Origin of the sequence: Citrobacter freundii complex sp. CFNIH2 (assembly GCF_002880615.1) — a bacterium.
In the GTDB taxonomy this organism is placed as follows: Bacteria; Pseudomonadota; Gammaproteobacteria; order Enterobacterales; family Enterobacteriaceae; genus Citrobacter_A; species Citrobacter_A amalonaticus_F.
The window spans coordinates 2206405-2222279 of the sequence record NZ_CP025757.1 but is presented as its reverse complement, the minus strand read 5'-3'; the positions used below and the strand labels follow the sequence as shown (position 1 = coordinate 2222279).

At 54.7% G+C, this 15875-nt stretch carries 16 protein-coding genes; 4 read left to right on the top strand and 12 right to left on the bottom strand.

All coding sequences use genetic code 11. The features are described 5' to 3' along the window. Positions 1-99: 99 nt before the first annotated feature. Both sucC and sucD read left to right on the top strand, forming a co-directional pair. Positions 100-1266, top strand: a complete 1167-nt coding sequence (gene sucC / locus WM46_RS10975; protein WP_042320639.1) for an ADP-forming succinate--CoA ligase subunit beta — start codon at positions 100-102, stop codon at positions 1264-1266. Next, positions 1266-2135, top strand: a complete 870-nt coding sequence (sucD, locus tag WM46_RS10970) for a succinate--CoA ligase subunit alpha (RefSeq protein ID WP_061076867.1) — start codon at positions 1266-1268, stop codon at positions 2133-2135. The genes sucC and sucD overlap by 1 nt, the downstream gene beginning before the upstream one ends. Positions 2136-2299: 164 nt before the next feature. Here the strand turns inward: sucD and WM46_RS10965 are convergent, their stop codons facing one another. The 8 genes from WM46_RS10965 to otnK are packed head-to-tail and all read right to left on the bottom strand — an operon-like array spanning position 2300 to position 9075. Beyond that, positions 2300-2956, bottom strand: coding sequence for an aspartate/glutamate racemase family protein (locus WM46_RS10965; RefSeq protein ID WP_102602257.1), 657 nt, complete (start codon positions 2954-2956; stop codon positions 2300-2302). Beyond that, on the bottom strand, positions 2953-3372 hold the full coding sequence (locus WM46_RS10960; RefSeq protein WP_102602256.1) for a GlcG/HbpS family heme-binding protein: 420 nt from the start codon (positions 3370-3372) through the stop codon (positions 2953-2955). The genes WM46_RS10965 and WM46_RS10960 overlap by 4 nt, the downstream gene beginning before the upstream one ends. A 6-nt stretch (positions 3373-3378) precedes the next feature. Then, the gene (locus tag WM46_RS10955; protein ID WP_061076870.1) at positions 3379-4725 is read right to left on the bottom strand and encodes a bile acid:sodium symporter family protein; all 1347 of its coding nucleotides are present in this window, start codon (positions 4723-4725) and stop codon (positions 3379-3381) included. 24 nt (positions 4726-4749) lie between these two features. Further along, entirely contained in the window at positions 4750-5559 is an 810-nt protein-coding gene (locus WM46_RS10950; protein ID WP_102602255.1) for a 3-keto-5-aminohexanoate cleavage protein, read from the bottom strand. A 36-nt stretch (positions 5560-5595) separates the two neighbouring features. Beyond that, positions 5596-6372 carry a hydroxypyruvate isomerase family protein gene (locus WM46_RS10945; RefSeq protein ID WP_102602254.1) on the bottom strand — a complete coding sequence of 259 codons (777 nt, stop codon included), beginning with the start codon at positions 6370-6372 and terminating at the stop codon, positions 5596-5598. Beyond that, a complete protein-coding gene (locus WM46_RS10940) occupies positions 6353-7162 on the bottom strand; it encodes a DeoR/GlpR family DNA-binding transcription regulator (protein WP_187394479.1) in 810 nt (269 codons plus the stop codon). The genes WM46_RS10945 and WM46_RS10940 overlap by 20 nt, the downstream gene beginning before the upstream one ends. Before the next feature lie 6 nt (positions 7163-7168). Next, on the bottom strand, positions 7169-7813 hold the full coding sequence (locus WM46_RS10935) for an aldolase (RefSeq protein WP_061076874.1): 645 nt from the start codon (positions 7811-7813) through the stop codon (positions 7169-7171). After that, positions 7810-9075 (bottom strand): 3-oxo-tetronate kinase, encoded by a 1266-nt coding sequence (gene otnK / locus WM46_RS10930; RefSeq protein WP_102602252.1) that lies wholly within the window; start codon positions 9073-9075, stop codon positions 7810-7812. The genes WM46_RS10935 and otnK overlap by 4 nt, the downstream gene beginning before the upstream one ends. A gap of 372 nt (positions 9076-9447) precedes the next feature. Between otnK and WM46_RS10925 the strand changes: the two genes are divergently transcribed. Beyond that, positions 9448-10341, top strand: a complete 894-nt coding sequence (locus WM46_RS10925) for a PocR ligand-binding domain-containing protein (RefSeq protein ID WP_102602251.1) — start codon at positions 9448-9450, stop codon at positions 10339-10341. On the opposite strand, the gene cobA is transcribed toward WM46_RS10925, so the two are convergent. Beyond that, on the bottom strand, positions 10320-11099 hold the full coding sequence (cobA, locus tag WM46_RS10920) for a uroporphyrinogen-III C-methyltransferase (protein WP_102602250.1): 780 nt from the start codon (positions 11097-11099) through the stop codon (positions 10320-10322). The genes WM46_RS10925 and cobA overlap by 22 nt on opposite strands. Positions 11100-11504: 405 nt before the next feature. On the opposite strand from cobA, the gene WM46_RS10915 reads away from it, so the two are divergent. After that, positions 11505-12413 carry a LysR family transcriptional regulator gene (locus WM46_RS10915; protein WP_061076878.1) on the top strand — a complete coding sequence of 303 codons (909 nt, stop codon included), beginning with the start codon at positions 11505-11507 and terminating at the stop codon, positions 12411-12413. 61 nt (positions 12414-12474) lie between these two features. Here WM46_RS10915 and cobO read toward each other — a convergent pair whose 3' ends face one another. From cobO to glsA, 3 genes are all read right to left on the bottom strand, one after another. Continuing rightward, a complete protein-coding gene (gene cobO, locus WM46_RS10910; RefSeq protein ID WP_102602249.1) occupies positions 12475-13077 on the bottom strand; it encodes a cob(I)yrinic acid a,c-diamide adenosyltransferase in 603 nt (200 codons plus the stop codon). A gap of 9 nt (positions 13078-13086) precedes the next feature. Next, positions 13087-14739, bottom strand: a complete 1653-nt coding sequence (locus tag WM46_RS10905; RefSeq protein WP_102602248.1) for a class I fumarate hydratase — start codon at positions 14737-14739, stop codon at positions 13087-13089. A 113-nt stretch (positions 14740-14852) separates the two neighbouring features. Further along, on the bottom strand, positions 14853-15854 hold the full coding sequence (glsA, locus tag WM46_RS10900) for a glutaminase A (RefSeq protein WP_102602247.1): 1002 nt from the start codon (positions 15852-15854) through the stop codon (positions 14853-14855). Positions 15855-15875: the final 21 nt, after the last annotated feature.

Sequence of the window (15875 nt, the reverse complement as noted above, 5' to 3'; positions counted from 1 at the left end):
CTGCCTCGTAGGCCGGATGAGCGTAGCGCCATCCGGCACAAGCACCACGCCGGTCTACGGGTTTAAAGATAACGATTACCTGAAGGATGGACAGAACACATGAACTTACATGAATATCAGGCAAAACAACTTTTTGCCCGCTATGGCTTACCGGCGCCGGTGGGTTATGCCTGTACTACTCCGCGTGAAGCTGAAGAAGCAGCATCGAAAATCGGTGCAGGTCCGTGGGTAGTAAAATGTCAGGTTCACGCAGGTGGCCGCGGTAAAGCGGGCGGTGTGAAAGTGGTCAAAAGCAAAGAAGAGATCCGCGCTTTTGCTGAACACTGGCTGGGCAAACGTCTGGTGACCTATCAAACAGACGCCAACGGTCAACCGGTTAACCAGATTCTGGTTGAAGCTGCGACCGATATTGATAAAGAACTGTACCTGGGCGCGGTGGTTGACCGTAGCTCCCGTCGCGTGGTCTTCATGGCCTCGACCGAAGGCGGCGTTGAAATTGAAAAAGTGGCGGAAGAAACCCCGCACCTGATCCACAAAGTTGCGCTTGATCCGCTGACCGGCCCAATGCCGTATCAGGGACGCGAGCTGGCGTTCAAACTGGGTCTGGAAGGCAAACTGGTTCAGCAGTTCACCAAAATCTTCATGGGCCTGGCGACCATTTTCCTTGAGCGCGACCTGGCGCTGATCGAAATCAACCCGCTGGTTATCACTAAGCAGGGCGATCTGATCTGCCTCGACGGCAAACTGGGCGCGGACGGCAACGCGCTGTTCCGCCAGCCGGATCTGCGTGAGATGCGCGATCAATCGCAGGAAGACCCGCGTGAAGCGCAGGCAGCACAGTGGGAACTGAACTACGTCGCACTGGATGGCAACATCGGCTGCATGGTTAACGGCGCAGGTCTGGCGATGGGCACCATGGACATCGTGAAACTGCACGGCGGCGAACCGGCTAACTTCCTTGACGTTGGCGGCGGCGCAACCAAAGAGCGCGTAACCGAAGCGTTCAAAATTATCCTCTCTGACGACAACGTTAAAGCGGTTCTGGTTAACATCTTCGGCGGTATTGTACGTTGCGACCTGATCGCTGACGGTATCATCGGCGCGGTAGCGGAAGTGGGTGTTAACGTTCCGGTAGTGGTTCGTCTGGAAGGCAACAACGCCGAACTCGGCGCGAAGAAACTGGCTGACAGCGGCCTGAATATTATTGCAGCGAAAAGTCTGACGGATGCAGCTCAGCAGGTTGTTGCCGCAGTGGAGGGGAAATAATGTCTGTTTTAATCGATAAAAACACCAAGGTTATCTGTCAGGGTTTTACCGGTAGCCAGGGGACGTTCCACTCCGAACAGGCGATAGCTTACGGTACGCAGATGGTTGGCGGCGTAACGCCAGGCAAAGGCGGCACCACGCACCTGGGCCTGCCGGTGTTCAACACCGTGCGTGAAGCGGTTGAAGCAACCGGCGCGACTGCAACGGTTATCTACGTTCCGGCACCGTTCTGCAAAGACTCTATTCTGGAAGCCATCGACGCAGGTATTAAGCTCATCATCACCATTACCGAAGGTATCCCGACGCTGGATATGCTGACCGTGAAGGTGAAACTGGATGAAGCGGGCGTACGCATGATCGGCCCGAACTGCCCGGGGGTTATCACCCCAGGCGAATGCAAAATCGGCATCATGCCGGGTCACATTCACAAGCCGGGTAAAGTGGGTATCGTCTCCCGTTCCGGTACGCTGACCTATGAAGCGGTTAAGCAGACCACCGACTACGGTTTCGGCCAGTCCACCTGTGTGGGCATCGGCGGTGACCCGATCCCGGGTTCTAACTTCATCGATATCCTGAAACTGTTCGAGGAAGATCCGCAGACCGAAGCGATCGTGATGATCGGTGAGATCGGCGGTAGCGCGGAAGAAGAAGCGGCTGCCTATATCAAAGATCACGTGACTAAACCGGTTGTGGGCTACATTGCCGGTGTGACCGCGCCGAAAGGCAAACGTATGGGTCACGCAGGGGCTATTATCGCCGGTGGTAAAGGGACTGCGGATGAGAAATTCGCAGCTCTGGAAGCCGCTGGAGTGAAAACCGTTCGCAGCCTGGCCGATATCGGCGAAGCGCTGAAAGCCGTCATTAAGTAAAAGCAATAAAACAGCCCATCCCCTGCATTTACCCGTGATGCAGGGGAAAGGGCTGGTCCATTTTCGACATGGTTGGCCATCTGATGATGGCCTTTTTTTTGCCTGTCTGTTTGCCGGATGGCGCTGGCGCTTATCCGGCCGACGGGGAGTGTTGACGTGATGGGCTATGCGCTTTCCGCCAGCGTTTTCAGCCAGCGAATGCCGCTTTCCGGAGAGGTCATCACCGGGACGGGCGGAGACGGAAGCTGCTGCAGAACGCGAGCCATCGACGCTTGCGCCAGCATGACCACATCAGCCTGTTTATACGCGCTGTGCAATCCTTCACTGACGATGCGATCGTGGGTTTCCATATCGCCCGCCAGCAGGGCATGGAAGGCCTCTTCCATCAATATCGGCGTCACGGTGCATTGCTTACCACTGGCCTGCACTTTGCGCTGCACATACTCCAGCGTCGGTTTCATGGTCGTGGCGACGGTGGCCAGCACGGCAATGTCCTCACCCAGGCTAATGGCTTTTTCCACCATCGCGCAGTCGATACGCGCAAGCTGCAGCGGCGTCATAAACTGACACTGTTCAACCGCCGTGCCAATGGACGAACAGGCGGTGATGAAAATCTCACAGTCGGCTTTTTCGGCAATGTGGACGTAGTCGGCAATGCGTGCCGCAATGTTCGGCGTCACGCCACCGGCCTTCATCACCTGCTTAATCATCGACTCTTCGACCAGGTGCATCACGTCCGCTTCTGGCATGATGTCGCCGATCAGTTGCTGCATCATGGCGAGCGTGGCGGAACTGGTGTGAAGCATAGCGATCTTTTTCATTCTGCGATCTCCTTGAGCAAACATTCGGCAACGGCCATGGCCGCATCGTGATCTTCCTGGGCGGACAGTCCGCCAACCGCAACGGCCCCCAGGCATTTACCGTTGTGAAGAATCGGTACGCCGCCGGGCAGCGCGGTAAAACGTGGGTCAGCAAAGTAACTGATATCCAGCGACTCGTTTTGCAGACGTTGTAAAAACGCCTGAGTGGTGCAGCCTAAACGGCTGCTGGTGCGCGCTTTACGCTGCGTCAGCTCAATGGTCAACAGTTTGGCGTTATCCATACGGGCAAAGCTCAGTAACTCGCCGTGAGCGTCGCACACCGCCACGCTGAGTGGACGTTGCGCGTAACGGGTGTCGGCGAGATCGAGCGCGCAGTCTACCGCGCGTCGCGCCTGTTTCAGGGTTAAAGTCATCATTGTGAGTTATCCTTTTGACAGAGGTTCTGATACCGGTTGAGCAGGCGAACTCTCGCTCTGGGCCTGCGCCTGTCGGGCATCCTTTTTGCGCCAGTAGTTAGCCAGCAGCGAGCCGCTGACGTTGCCAAGCGGCGTCATGACCGCAGAGGCGAGACCAACGGTGGCCAGTTTGCCCATCGCGGCGGCAAGACCTGATGCCATCCCGCCGTTTTGCAGGCCGACTTCGAAGGCCACCGTCCGGGCGGACTGAACATCCATGCGGAAGACCCAGCGGCTCATCAGATAGCCAATCAGGAAGCCGCCGAGGTTGTGCATCAGCATGGCGAAGCAGAGCAGAAAGCCGACCTGAACCAGGTTGTCGCGTCCGGCCGCTGCCGCCGTGGTGGTGAAGAAAATGATGCCCATCATCGAAATGGTCGGCATAACCTTCTTAACGCCGTCCACGCGTCCATACAGCCAGTTATAGAACAGCGCCCAGATGATCCCGCCCGCCACAAAGTTCAACACCACCGCGTACATTTGCGCGTCGGCGCTGGCGCTGCCAAACAGCGAGTCCCAGCCGCCGGCAATCATATACAGCAGCCAGATGGCGCTGATCCCGGCCAGAATTTGCACGGTTCGACGACCCTGCACACCGGCATAGGTTTTCAGGTAGTCGTGTAAAATCGCTGCGCCAATCGGGATCAATACGATTTTCACGACGTCCATCACCATCGCCGTGAGCTGGATGTCGATCATCGAGCCCGCCAGCAGATTCACCCACAGCGGGGTCATGACCGTCGCCGCCAGCGTTGAGACGGCGGCGATAGAGACCGCCAGCGCCAGGTTGGCGTTGGCGATATACACCATGACGGTGGAGGAGAGCCCGCTGGGGCAGGAGCCAATCAGCAAAATGCCCACCGCCACTTCCGGCGGGAAGTCGAAGATCAGCGTAATGCTCAGGCCGAGCAAAGGCATGATGACGAAATGACAGAAGGTGCCGATAAACACCGCCCATGGCATTTTAGCGACATCAATAAAGTCCTGAATCGTGAGTTTGGTCCCCATACTGAACATGGTCGCCTGGATCACTAAAAAGACGATCCACTTATGGGTGATGTTGAATCCGCCCCAGACGATCAGATCGGTTGACCAGGTCATCGCCGCGACAAAGCCGGCGATGATCCACAGGGTAAACTGGTAGCTGCGAAGATTTGTCCAGTAGCCCGCGCCTGCCGCGAAGCCTGCCGTCAGCATCACCAGCCCCGGCTGCCAGAGGGCGGGAGACTGCATCAGCGCGCCAATTGCCGCCAGTGCGCCACCGGCGATGCAGACGCCCAGTCCGGTTTTGTGAATAACGGTTGTGATAGTCATGGTGAAATGTCCTTTCTCTCGTTATTACTGCCGTGGTGGAATAGCTAACATTTGCCGCGCAATATCCGGCGTGGCGACCTTTTTATCCATACTGCGAATAAGTGTGGCGAGTTTGGCAACCTGTTGATAATTATGCTGGGCTTTCTCTTCGGCACTTAAATAATAGCTGTCTTCAAAACCAATTCTCACTTCGCTGGCGCCAATGCCGACCGCAGCCGCAATAATATCGAAATTCTTGCGGCCAAAATGGGTAATTCCCCATAAGGCGTCGCGTGGGATCATACTGCGCAAGGCAATTAACGCATCAACCGTCGCGGGTGAACTTCCACGGTGTCCGAGGACAATATTGAATAACATTGGTTTCTTGAACGATATTTTTTCTTCCAGCGCCAGGATGTTATTAATCATGCCAATTTCGAAAACTTCAAATTCGGGAATAATGGAACGTTGGGTTATTTGTTGCGAACAATATTCGACGTCCGGTCCGGGATTAAAGTATACGGCATCGCCGAGGTTAACGGAGCCGACGTTCAGCGACGCCATCTCGACGCCGGGACAGTCCAGTGGCGCGCAGCGCTCGGCAATCGACATGGCGGAGACGCCACCGGTGGAGGCCTGAATAATCAGGTCGGAATGGCGCATGACGTGGTCGATTGTCGCCTGAAAATCTGTGGTGTCTGGCGTCAGGCGACCCTGCTTATCGCGAACATGTAAATGCACGATGGCCGCACCATGTTCGACGCTGGCCAGTATTTCCTGGGCCAGTTCTTCGGGTATAACTCTGGGGCAATCCGCGGCAACGGGTGCCAGCGAGATAATAACAGTATCCGACATGTGTTCCTCCGGTTTTCCGGTACAGAGATATTAAAATTATAAGTACGGTGTCATCCAGCGTAACGATTCGGGCCCTGGTGTTGACGGTTTATATTCACACCCCATCCAGTCCTGATAACCTGTCTGCTTAATAAATTCAAAGAGCCATGCTTCATTTAATTCTCCCGTTCCCGGTTCATGGCGACCGGGTACAGAAGCAATTTGAAAGTGTTTAATGATCGGTAAATAATGCTCAATAAGATGCGCAACATTACCGTGTATTTTTTGGCAGTGGTAAATATCAAACTGTAAGCCGATATTTTTCCTGCTCACGTCATTAATCAGACTTTCGGCCAGTGGAAAACTATCGACGAAATAACCAGGCATATCGTCCGGGTTTAACGGTTCAATCAGCACGTCGATTCCAGCTTCGACCATGACGTCACAGGCGATACGCAGTTGGTCTATCAGCCGTGCGCGCTGGTCGCTGGCGGAAAGGCCGGCCACGCGCAGTCCGGCCATGACGTGCACCTTGCGACAGCCCAGTGCCGTGGCGTGATCGCGGGCAATCAGCAGACTGCGATGAAACTCCTCATCACGGCCCGGCAGGGAGGCCAGTCCGCGTTCACCTGCCTGCCAGTTACCCGCCGGCGCATTCATCAGCGCCACCGGCAGGCCGGTTTCCCGTTGTGCCGCCAGCAGCACGTCCAGCGGATGCTGCCAGAGAAACAGCCCTTCAACGCCATGAAAACCCGCCGCCTTTGCGGCCTGAAAGCGCCCGGCAATGGGGTATTCGCAAAACAGCCAGTCGAGGTTAGCCGCTAACTTCAGCATGCTGCGTTCCCTCCCGGCAATCAACCAGGTGTAGTTTCACGCCCTGGCTGGCAATGGTGTCCTGCGCCACGTCGGGCAACCGGTTATCCGAAATAATGTCGGTCAGTTGATCCAGCGAGCAGATGTGGAACATTCCGTATTTGCCAAATTTACTGCTGTCGCAAACCAGTACCCGACGGCGGGAGACGGTGAGCACTGCCTCTTTCACCGAGGCTTTGCCCTCGCTGGGGGTCGACATACCGCGCTCGGTATCCCACGAGGACGAACTGAGAAACGCCACGTCGATGTTGATCGTGCGCAGAAAACTGGCGGCGCTTTTCCCGAGGCAGGAACGGTTGCGCTGATCCACCAGTCCTCCGGTGTGATACAGCGTAATGTGTGGCATATCCATCAGGTAGTGGCTGATGGAAAAATCGTTGGTCACCACCGTCAGGTTGAAGCAGTGGCTGGCGGCGACGGCTTTCGCCACTTCAAACAACGACGTTCCCGCATCGAGATACAGCGTTTGCCCTGGCTCTATCAGCATGGCGGCAAGCTGTCCCATCCGTCGCTTCACGTCATGATGCAGTTCGGCCTTTTCCCGCCACGGCAGTTCCGATTTCAGCAGATTGTTGAGTTTCACCCCGCCATTGATCGAGATGACTTTGCCTTCTTCTTCCAGCAACTGAATGTCGCGGCGCACGGTCATGTGCGACACGCTCATCAGATCCGCCAGCTCATTAAACGAGGCGACGTTTTTTTCATGCACGTAGCGGTAAATAAAATCACGTCGTTGTTCGGGGATCATCATTTCACCTCACACTCGCAAGGATGACTGGAGTTCAGCTACCGCTTCCGCCGTTAGCGGCACGTAGCCCAGTGGTTTCAAGGTCAGCCAGATGCGGGCGCTGTCTTCCAGCTCTTCGGCATTAAACACCGCCTCACGAAGTGAGCGGCCACTGACTACCGGACCATGATTTGCCAGGAGCGCGGCGATATGGTCCGCCGCAATTTCGCTGAGCGCACTGGCAATGCCTTCATGACCGGGTTTGAAATAAGGCAGAAGCGGTAACTGCCCGACGCGCATTACGTAGTACGGCGTTAACGGCGGCAGACAGTTTTCCGGCGTGCTGCACGGCAGGCAGGAAAGGGCGGTCAGCCATGGCGAATGCAAATGGACTACCGCGCCGCAGGTCGGACGATGACGGTACCAGGCCAGATGCATGGGCACTTCTTTCGAGGGTTTATCGCCACTGAGGTGAACGCCGTTGGCATCCAGTTTGCTGAGCGTGGCGGCGTCCAGCTCGCCCAGACAGGAGTTGGTCGGCGTCACCAGATAGCCGCCGTCCGGTAGCCTTACGCTCAGGTTGCCCGAACCACCGCTGCTGAAGCCGCGCATAAACAGGGAGCGACCGTAATGCACCAGCTGTTCGCGCAGTTGCTGTTCGTTAAGCTGACTCATGATGCATACTCCTGCGCGGTGAAAAAGAAGTCTTCGTCACCGAAGTTGCCTGATTTCAGCGCCAGCGCCAGCGGCGGCTCGGCGGAAAACACCCACGGCACGCCGGGCGCGATGGCTTTGCCGACCGCCAGTCGCGTCACCTGTAACGCCTCCACTACGGTGCCGGACGTTTCGCCACCCGCGACGATAAAACCGTTTACGCCCGCGGCCTGCAGTTTGGCCGACAGTCTGGCAAAGGTATGTTCAATTGCCCGGCTGGCGCGCTGCTCACCGTACTCCTGTTGAATACGTTTCAGCGCTTCCGGTGGCTGGGTGGCGTAAATCAGCGGGGCGAGCGCGTCATCGACATGCGCCATTGTCCACAGCGACAGCTCATCGCTGTAATGCTCTGCGTCTGCCAGGCAGCGCGCCACGTCGAGCAGGCGGGAAGCGGCCTGCGCTTTATAGCGATTCACCTGGCGGTTGCTCATGGTGGAACAACTTCCGGAAAAAACCACCGTTTTTGCCGGCTGCGGGAAGGGATGTACTGCGTCCCGTCCACGCTGTGGCGCGGCGCAAGCGGCCAGTGCGCCACCCAGGCCGGAACCGCCCGCCAGCAGCGGTGTATGACGTAAGGCCTGAGCGAGGGTCTGCAGATCGGCTTCGCTGAAGGTATCCACAATCACGTGATGTACACCTTCAGACTGGCAGCAGTCCAGCGCGTGAGTGACCGCTTCCACACCTTTTTGAATCGTGCTGAGGTCAATACGCCCGACCGTGCTGGTAGTTTGCGCCATGAGCAGTCGAATCAGGTTCGCATCGGTCATCGGGTTGAGTGGATGTTTCTCCATGCCGGATTCATTCAGCAATATGCCATGCACAAACAGATGACCGTGAATCACCGTACGTCCGTTTTGCGGCAGGGCTGGACAGTGAACAATGTACGGCGCGTGCATCGCTTCCATCAGCGCATCGCTGACCGGACCAATATTCCCGGCGGGGGTGGAATCAAAGGTGGAGCAATATTTAAAGTAAATCTGCCGCGCGCCTGCCATGTTGTGCAGCCATTGCCAGCAGCGTAATGATTGATCGATGGCCTGGTCAGCCGGTAGAGAACGGCTTTTAAGCGAGATGACAATCGCGTCGACCTCTTCATTCCACGGCTGTGCGGCGTCTGGCATCCCGGGCAGTAGCGCGACCCGCCAGCCTTGTTCAGCCATAAAACTTGCTATATCCGTTGCGCCAGTAAAGTCGTCGGCGATAACACCTGTCGTGACGGGCATACATCCACTCCGTTCAGATTGTCTGGTAATTGAGCCTATTATTCAGGAGGGCGTTTCACATTCACATGATGATTCTCACAAATAAGCACATCATAAAATTGAATAACTTTTATATAATTTATTGAAAATAATAAATAAATTAATTCATTGCATTGAAATGATGCTCACAGAGCGATGTGAAGATTCGTTAATCTTTGGGAAAAGTTGTCACAACCGGCGCAGAACGGTTTTGAGGAGACGGGGACGCCGCTCTTGCAATTTGATCATAATCACCTGAATAAATGAGATTATTTTTTGCGGTCAGGGTCATTCTTTCAGCCGGACAAATTTTGCATATTAACGACGTTATCCAGACCACTGACGGAGCGTGACGTGCCTCAGCATAATCAGGACGATGTCTTACACACTTTTTACTCACTGGCAGAGGTGTTTTCTAAGGCCACGGGGCTTGCTGCCGTGGTGGTAGACATTAATGGTCGGGAAATCTCCGCCTGTCATAATTTTAATTCGTTCTGTTCATTACTGCGCGCTAATCCGCAATACCAAAAAAGTTGTCAGAAATGTGATAAATATTGTGCTTTCGAAGGGTTAAAAGAAGAAAAAATCAGAATTCTCTGCTGTCATGCGGGGTTAAGTTTTTTCTCTATGCCGTTAATTCGTCAAGGGCATCTGCTGGGGTTTATTATTTGCGGTCAGGTGCGCGCAAAATATCCGGAATATAAAAGTATTGTCATTGATGACGATCGGCAGTGGGTTTTCGATCCTAAAATCAAATCAGCCTGGAATCAGGTCGCGATTGTTGAAAATAATCACTTGGTGGCGGCGGCAAACCTGCTCAGCTTTATTATTAATAATCTCAATCCGGTTCAGAGTAAAACGTTGGACACCGCCGATGTGCAGTTGAGCGACCTGCGTTTGTCGGCAATGGAACTTTCTCGCCACGAAAAGAAACTGGTCGCCGCACTGCGCTATATTGATGAACACTTATATGAGGAACTGACGCTGGAGTCGGTGGCCGCGCATGTCTGTCTAAGCGCCAACTACTTTAGCCGTTTCTTTAAGAAACGGCAGGGAGTGAATTTTAAAACCTGGGTGAGCCAGAAAAAAATGCAGCGGGCGAGTGAGTTGCTGTGCGATCCGACCAACTCTATCGACAGCATCGCCCGGAAACTTCAGTATGCGCAGACCAGCTATTTTTGTCGGGTGTTCCGGGCGGCTCACCAGACGTCTCCGCAGTCATTCCGTCATGAGCAGCTTTCGCTGTAGGCGCGTTCCATCACCTCTGGAATAAAAGAGAGTCGGTCGCTCAGACGGACAACATCGCCAACCACAATCAGCGCCGGTGGCACAATATTCGCTTCCTGCGCTTTCGTGAGTAATGTGCCAAGCGTACAGGTTAAGCGCCGCTGATTGTCCCGGGTGGCCGACATCACAATCGCTGCGGGCGTGTCCGGTGACTTGCCCCCCATCAGCAATTCTTCACAGATAAACGGCAGATTAGCGATCCCCATGACAATCACCAGCGTGCCGTTGAGCTTCGCGAGCTGCCGCCAGTCCTGCTGCTGATTACCTTCGCGGGTATGTCCTGTCACGACATGAAAACCCGATGCCAGGTCGCGGTGGGTCACCGGGATCCCGGCGCAGGCCAGCCCGCCAATGGCGGAACTGATCCCCGGCACCACTTCGAAGGCAATGCCTTCCTCGACCAGATATTCCACCTCTTCGGCACCGCGACCAAACACGTAAGGATCGCCGCCTTTCAGGCGCACAATGTTCCGCTGCGTCCGCGCATGTTGGATAAGCAGAGCATTGATCTCCTCCTGAGGAACACAATGATAGCCCGGACTTTTGCCAACGTTGATGCAGGTACAGCTCGCTGAGCACCACTCAAGCATTTTGGGATTGACCAGCCGATCGTAAATGATGACATCAGCCTGTTGAATACACTGCAGGGCTTTAAGGGTCAGTAAGGTGATATCACCCGGGCCTGCACCAACCAGCCAGACTTTTCCGGAATTTTTCATATGTCGTCCTTAATTATTGTCGGGAAAAACGGTAAAAAGAGTAAAAGCAGATGAAAAAACGCCATCGTTTGCTTATCGTTTAGTGAACTGAATTCTCCTGAAATAATAAGTAAATAATATTGATTAAACCCGCAAAGTTTTTTCTCCGATAAACAAGTTATCTTGAAAAATTATTAAGAACTTATTGGCGCTATTTGTCGCAAAATAACCTTAATTAAATTGTGTTTATGGTCAGTCTTGCGTATTATTGGTTATTATTTGTTCGCCTCCTGTGTGAATAAACCATGGAGTGGATCAATGACATCCAGGTAGGAAATAAAATATAACTCTCAGGCCAATCGGGAGTCGGTTGCATTTATTTTTTATAAATTAAACTATTTTTGTACGCGGCATATGGAAGACGTTATGAGAGGAAAGATACCAAAGACTGAATTACTGGTGACGTTTGAAGTGGTGGCACGTCATGAAAGTTATACGCGTGCGGCGGAGGAGTTAGCATTAACGCAAAGTGCCGTATTTCGCCAGGTGAATGCACTTGAGGATTTTCTGCATACTGCATTATTTAGTCATGCCAAAAAGCGGATTTTTTTAAACGCGGCCGGGAAGCATTATTTGAGCATTGTTAAGGAAACGCTAAATAAACTTGAGCGTGATACGAATACCATTATGACCTGGCAGCCCACGGTCGAAGTCATTGAACTGGCGGTCAATCCGACGTTCAGCACCCACTGGCTGATCCCCAATCTGCGTGAATTCAACAAACTTAACCCCGATATTATCGTTAATATTCACTCGCTGGCGAACATGGGCGATTTTCTCAATCGTGAATATGATGCGGCCATTATGCGTGAGGACTTCTGTTCGCCGTGGTCAGAAGTGGAGTATCTGTTCGAAGAGGAAATCCTCCCGGTTTGCAGCGGCAGTCTGCTGTCACAGCCTAACCAGAAACTGGCGGTCGAAGAGTTGCTCAATGAGTTTCCATTGCTGCATCAAAGTACGCGAATTAACGGCTGGCAGGAGTGGTTCGCCCTGTCGGATGTCAGTAGTCCATTGGCCAACAAAGGCCCGCGTTTTGATCTGCTGTCGATGCTGATCGCCGCGGTGCGATCGAATCTGGGGGTTGCGCTGCTCCCGCGTTTTGCGATCCAGCACGATCTGGACAACGGTGACATGGTGATCCCTTGCGATGTGCCCATGCGCACGGGTAATCGTTTCATCATGACCTGGCGGGAAGAAAAAGCGGAATCCCGTCATTTACAGGTCTTCCGCGACTGGCTGTTGCAAAAATCGGTGGTATCTCACCTGGAACGCTGATGGCGGATGACGGGCAAACGGGAAGCCGGATAAGCGCATGCGCCATCCGGCAACGACGTGACTACCAGTCAATTCCTGCCTGAGCCTGAATACCGCTGTCAAACGCATGCTTGACCGGGCGCAGTTCGCTCACCGTATCGGCAAGCTCCAGTAACTGCGCGTGACACCCTCGCCCGGTCACAATCACACTCTGCTGCGCCGGACGCTCCCGAATGGCGGCGATCACCTCGTCGGTATCAAGATAGTGATACGCCAGCATGTAAGTGAGTTCGTCCAGCACCACCAGATCGTAATGCGCATCGGCCAGCATGCGCTTGCTCTCTGCCCAGACGGCGAGCGCCGCGGCGATATCTGACACGCGGTTTTGCGTTTCCCAGGTAAACCCGGTCCCCATAATGTGAAACTCAACCCCCAGTGGATGCAGGGTGTTGTATTCGCCATTATCCCACTGGCCTTTGATAAACTGCGCGACGCCAACGGTTTTACCATGACCCACCGCACGGGTGGCGGTGCCAAAGGCGGCCGTGGATTTCCCTTTTCCATTACCGGTGAAAACGATCAAAATCCCTTTTTGTTCCGTGGCGGCTGCCACGCGGATATCCACCTGTTCTTTCAGCTTTTGCTGACGCTGGCGATGACGGTCGCCATTGGCTCGCGCTTGCATAAACGCTCCTTAATGTCCTGCCGGGCAGGATGCACAACGATGCTGTTGTTCAAACTGGCTGAAGAAGTTGTTTCCTTTGTCGTCTACCAGCACGAAGGCCGGCAGGTTTTCAACTTCCATCATCCAGACCGCTTCCATTCCCAGTTCGGGGTATTCGAGGCAGCGCAGGCTTTTCACGTATTGCTGCGCCAGTAAGGCTGCGGCGCCGCCGATGCTGCCGAGGTTGAATCCGCCGTGTTTATGGCAGGCCTCGGTGACCTGCGAACTGCGGTTGCCTTTGGACAGCATGATCAGGCTACCGCCAGCGGCCTGGAAGGCATCGACATAACCGTCCATGCGCCCGCCGGTGGTTGGCCCGAGCGAGCCACAGGCCATCTGATCTGGCGTTTTGGCCGGGCCTGCGTAGTAGACAATGTGATCTTTCATGTACGCTGGCATCGCTTCGCCGTTGTCCAGGCGCTCTTTGAGTTTGGCGTGCACGATGTCGCGGGCGACGACGATCGGGCCGTTTAGCGAAAGCCGCGTACCGACGGGCAGGGCGGATAAATCATGCAGGATCTCGCGCAGCGGACGGTTCAGATCCAGGTTTACGCTCTGCGCGCTGTTCTCGATGCGGCTGGATTCAGGGATAAATTTGCCCGGGTTATGCTCGAGTTTTTCCAGCCAGATCCCGTGTTTGTTGATCTTCGCTTTGATATTGCGATCGGCGGAGCAGGAGAGCGCCATCGCGATCGGGCAGGAGCCGCCGTGGCGCGGCAGACGAATGACGCGAATATCATGGGCGAAATATTTGCCGCCAAACTGTGCGCCAATGCCAAATTCACGGCTGGCATTGAGCAGCGCGGATTCCAGCGCGGTGTCACGAAACGCCTGACCCAGTTCGTTACCGCTGGTGGGCAGGTTGTCGTAATACTTGGTTGAGGCCAGTTTGGCGACCTTGAGCGCCTGATCTGCGGAGAGACCACCGACGACAAAAGCGATGTGATACGGCGGGCAGGCTGCGGTACCCAGCGATTTCATCTTCTCGATCAGGAAGGCGGTGAGCTTTTCCGGTTGCAGGATCGATTTGGTCTCCTGGAACAGCGCCGCTTTGTTGGCTGAGCCGCCGCCCTTATTGACGAACAGGAAGCGGTATTCGCTACCCGGCGTGGCGCTGATATCGATCTGCGCCGGCAGGTTGGTGCCGGTATTGACCTCGGTATACATATCCAGCGGGGCGTTTTGCGAGTAGCGGAGGTTATTTTCTTTAAAGGTGGTGTAAATCCCTTTGCTGAGCGCTTCGGCGTCATCGCCGCCGGTCCATATCTGTTGGCCTTTGCTGGCGACCACTGTCGCCGTACCCGTGTCCTGGCAGTTCGGCAGCACGCCTTTCGCCGACACTTCCGCATTACGTAACAGCTGCAGGGCGACATATTTGTCGTTACTGCTGGCCTGCGGATCGTGCAGGATGCTGGCAATCTGCTTTAAGTGTCCGGAGCGCAGGAAGAACGATGCTTCATAGAATGCCTGTTGCGCCAGCAGCGTTAATGCTTCCGGCGCCACTTTGATGACCTCTTCGCCATCTAACTCTGTCACCGTAACATGCTGATTGCTCAGTAATTCGTATTCCGTACTCTCTTTGCTTTGTACAAAGAGTTCTTGCCAGACAAAGGGTTTAGACATGTTACTTCTCACGTTAAGGTTGATATCGCCGGAGGGCGTCGTCGCGCCGTATCCGACTTACAAAAATGCCTGATTTGTAGGCCGGATTCGCATGAGCGCCATCCGGCATCCGCTTAATGCGCCATAAAGAGATTGGCCTGCGTTGCATGGGCAACATATTCAATAGTCTGCTGTGCGCGCACGCTGTTCCCGGCGCTGTCCAGCGGCGGTGAGTAAACGGCGATGGCGTATTGTCCCGGTACCACCGCGACCATTCCCCCGCCGACGCCGCTTTTCGCCGGAATACCGACGGTGTACAGCCATTTTCCGCTGCCGTCGTAGAGACCGGCGATGGCCATTTCAGCCAGTACCTGCGGAACATAGCGCTCATTGAGCAACTGTTTGCCGGTGAACGGCGATTTCCCCTTGTTGGCCAGTACGGCACCCATTTTGGCAAGTTGCTCAACGGTGACGTCTACTGAACACTGGCGGGTGTAGATCTCCACGGCCTCCTGCGTGTTGCCGTAGAAGCTGTTGTACGATGCCATCAATTGCGCCAGCGCCTGATTGTGCTGGTTGGTCTCCATTTCCGATCGAAATACCGGTTCATTGACCGTGAGCGTGGCGTCGGCCCAGGCGTTCAGGTTGGCGAGGATTTTGTTCCAGCGGTCGGTTTTGTCTTTGGCATCAATCAGGCTGACGGTACTCATGGCACCGGCATTGACCAGCGGATTCTCCGGTGCGCCTTGGGTGAGTTCGACCGCGAGACCGGAATTAAAGGGCAGGCCGGTAGCATTGGCGCCAAGTTTATCCAGCACCTCTTGTGGCCCACGCTGTTCCATCGCCAGCGCGAGGGTGAAGACTTTGCTCAGCGATTCCATCGGGAATGCTTTGTTGATGTCTCCGGCCTGGTAAATTTTGCCGTCAACGGTAGCGAGGGTAATGGCGAAGTTGTTGGGGCTGTAGGTGGCAAGAGCAGGGATATAGTCGGCGACTTTGCCGCCGTCGTTACTTTTGTATTTCTGGTGTGCCTGTTCGATCAATGCGGCGTAGTCCGGTGCCGTTTGCGCCAGCGTGGCGGCGCTAAAAAACAGGCTGGCGGTTAACATGCTCGCGCCGAAGAATTTTACGTTCATGGTGCAACCTTGTTGGTGTGA

What these genes read in the sequence shown, in the direction of transcription:
- WM46_RS10935 (WP_061076874.1), bottom strand. Translation starts at nt 7,813, where the DNA reads ATGAGTCAGCTTAACGAACAGCAACTGCGCGAACAGCTGGTGCATTAC.
- sucD (WP_061076867.1), top strand. Translation starts at nt 1,266, where the DNA reads ATGTCTGTTTTAATCGATAAAAACACCAAGGTTATCTGTCAGGGTTTT.
- glsA (WP_102602247.1), bottom strand. Translation starts at nt 15,854, where the DNA reads ATGAACGTAAAATTCTTCGGCGCGAGCATGTTAACCGCCAGCCTGTTT.
- sucC (WP_042320639.1), top strand. Translation starts at nt 100, where the DNA reads ATGAACTTACATGAATATCAGGCAAAACAACTTTTTGCCCGCTATGGC.
- cobO (WP_102602249.1), bottom strand. Translation starts at nt 13,077, where the DNA reads ATGCAAGCGCGAGCCAATGGCGACCGTCATCGCCAGCGTCAGCAAAAG.
- otnK (WP_102602252.1), bottom strand. Translation starts at nt 9,075, where the DNA reads ATGCCCGTCACGACAGGTGTTATCGCCGACGACTTTACTGGCGCAACG.
- WM46_RS10965 (WP_102602257.1), bottom strand. Translation starts at nt 2,956, where the DNA reads ATGAAAAAGATCGCTATGCTTCACACCAGTTCCGCCACGCTCGCCATG.
- WM46_RS10950 (WP_102602255.1), bottom strand. Translation starts at nt 5,559, where the DNA reads ATGTCGGATACTGTTATTATCTCGCTGGCACCCGTTGCCGCGGATTGC.
- WM46_RS10915 (WP_061076878.1), top strand. Translation starts at nt 11,505, where the DNA reads ATGAGAGGAAAGATACCAAAGACTGAATTACTGGTGACGTTTGAAGTG.
- WM46_RS10960 (WP_102602256.1), bottom strand. Translation starts at nt 3,372, where the DNA reads ATGATGACTTTAACCCTGAAACAGGCGCGACGCGCGGTAGACTGCGCG.
- cobA (WP_102602250.1), bottom strand. Translation starts at nt 11,099, where the DNA reads ATGAAAAATTCCGGAAAAGTCTGGCTGGTTGGTGCAGGCCCGGGTGAT.
- WM46_RS10905 (WP_102602248.1), bottom strand. Translation starts at nt 14,739, where the DNA reads ATGTCTAAACCCTTTGTCTGGCAAGAACTCTTTGTACAAAGCAAAGAG.
- WM46_RS10945 (WP_102602254.1), bottom strand. Translation starts at nt 6,372, where the DNA reads ATGCTGAAGTTAGCGGCTAACCTCGACTGGCTGTTTTGCGAATACCCC.
- WM46_RS10940 (WP_187394479.1), bottom strand. Translation starts at nt 7,162, where the DNA reads ATGATGATCCCCGAACAACGACGTGATTTTATTTACCGCTACGTGCAT.
- WM46_RS10955 (WP_061076870.1), bottom strand. Translation starts at nt 4,725, where the DNA reads ATGACTATCACAACCGTTATTCACAAAACCGGACTGGGCGTCTGCATC.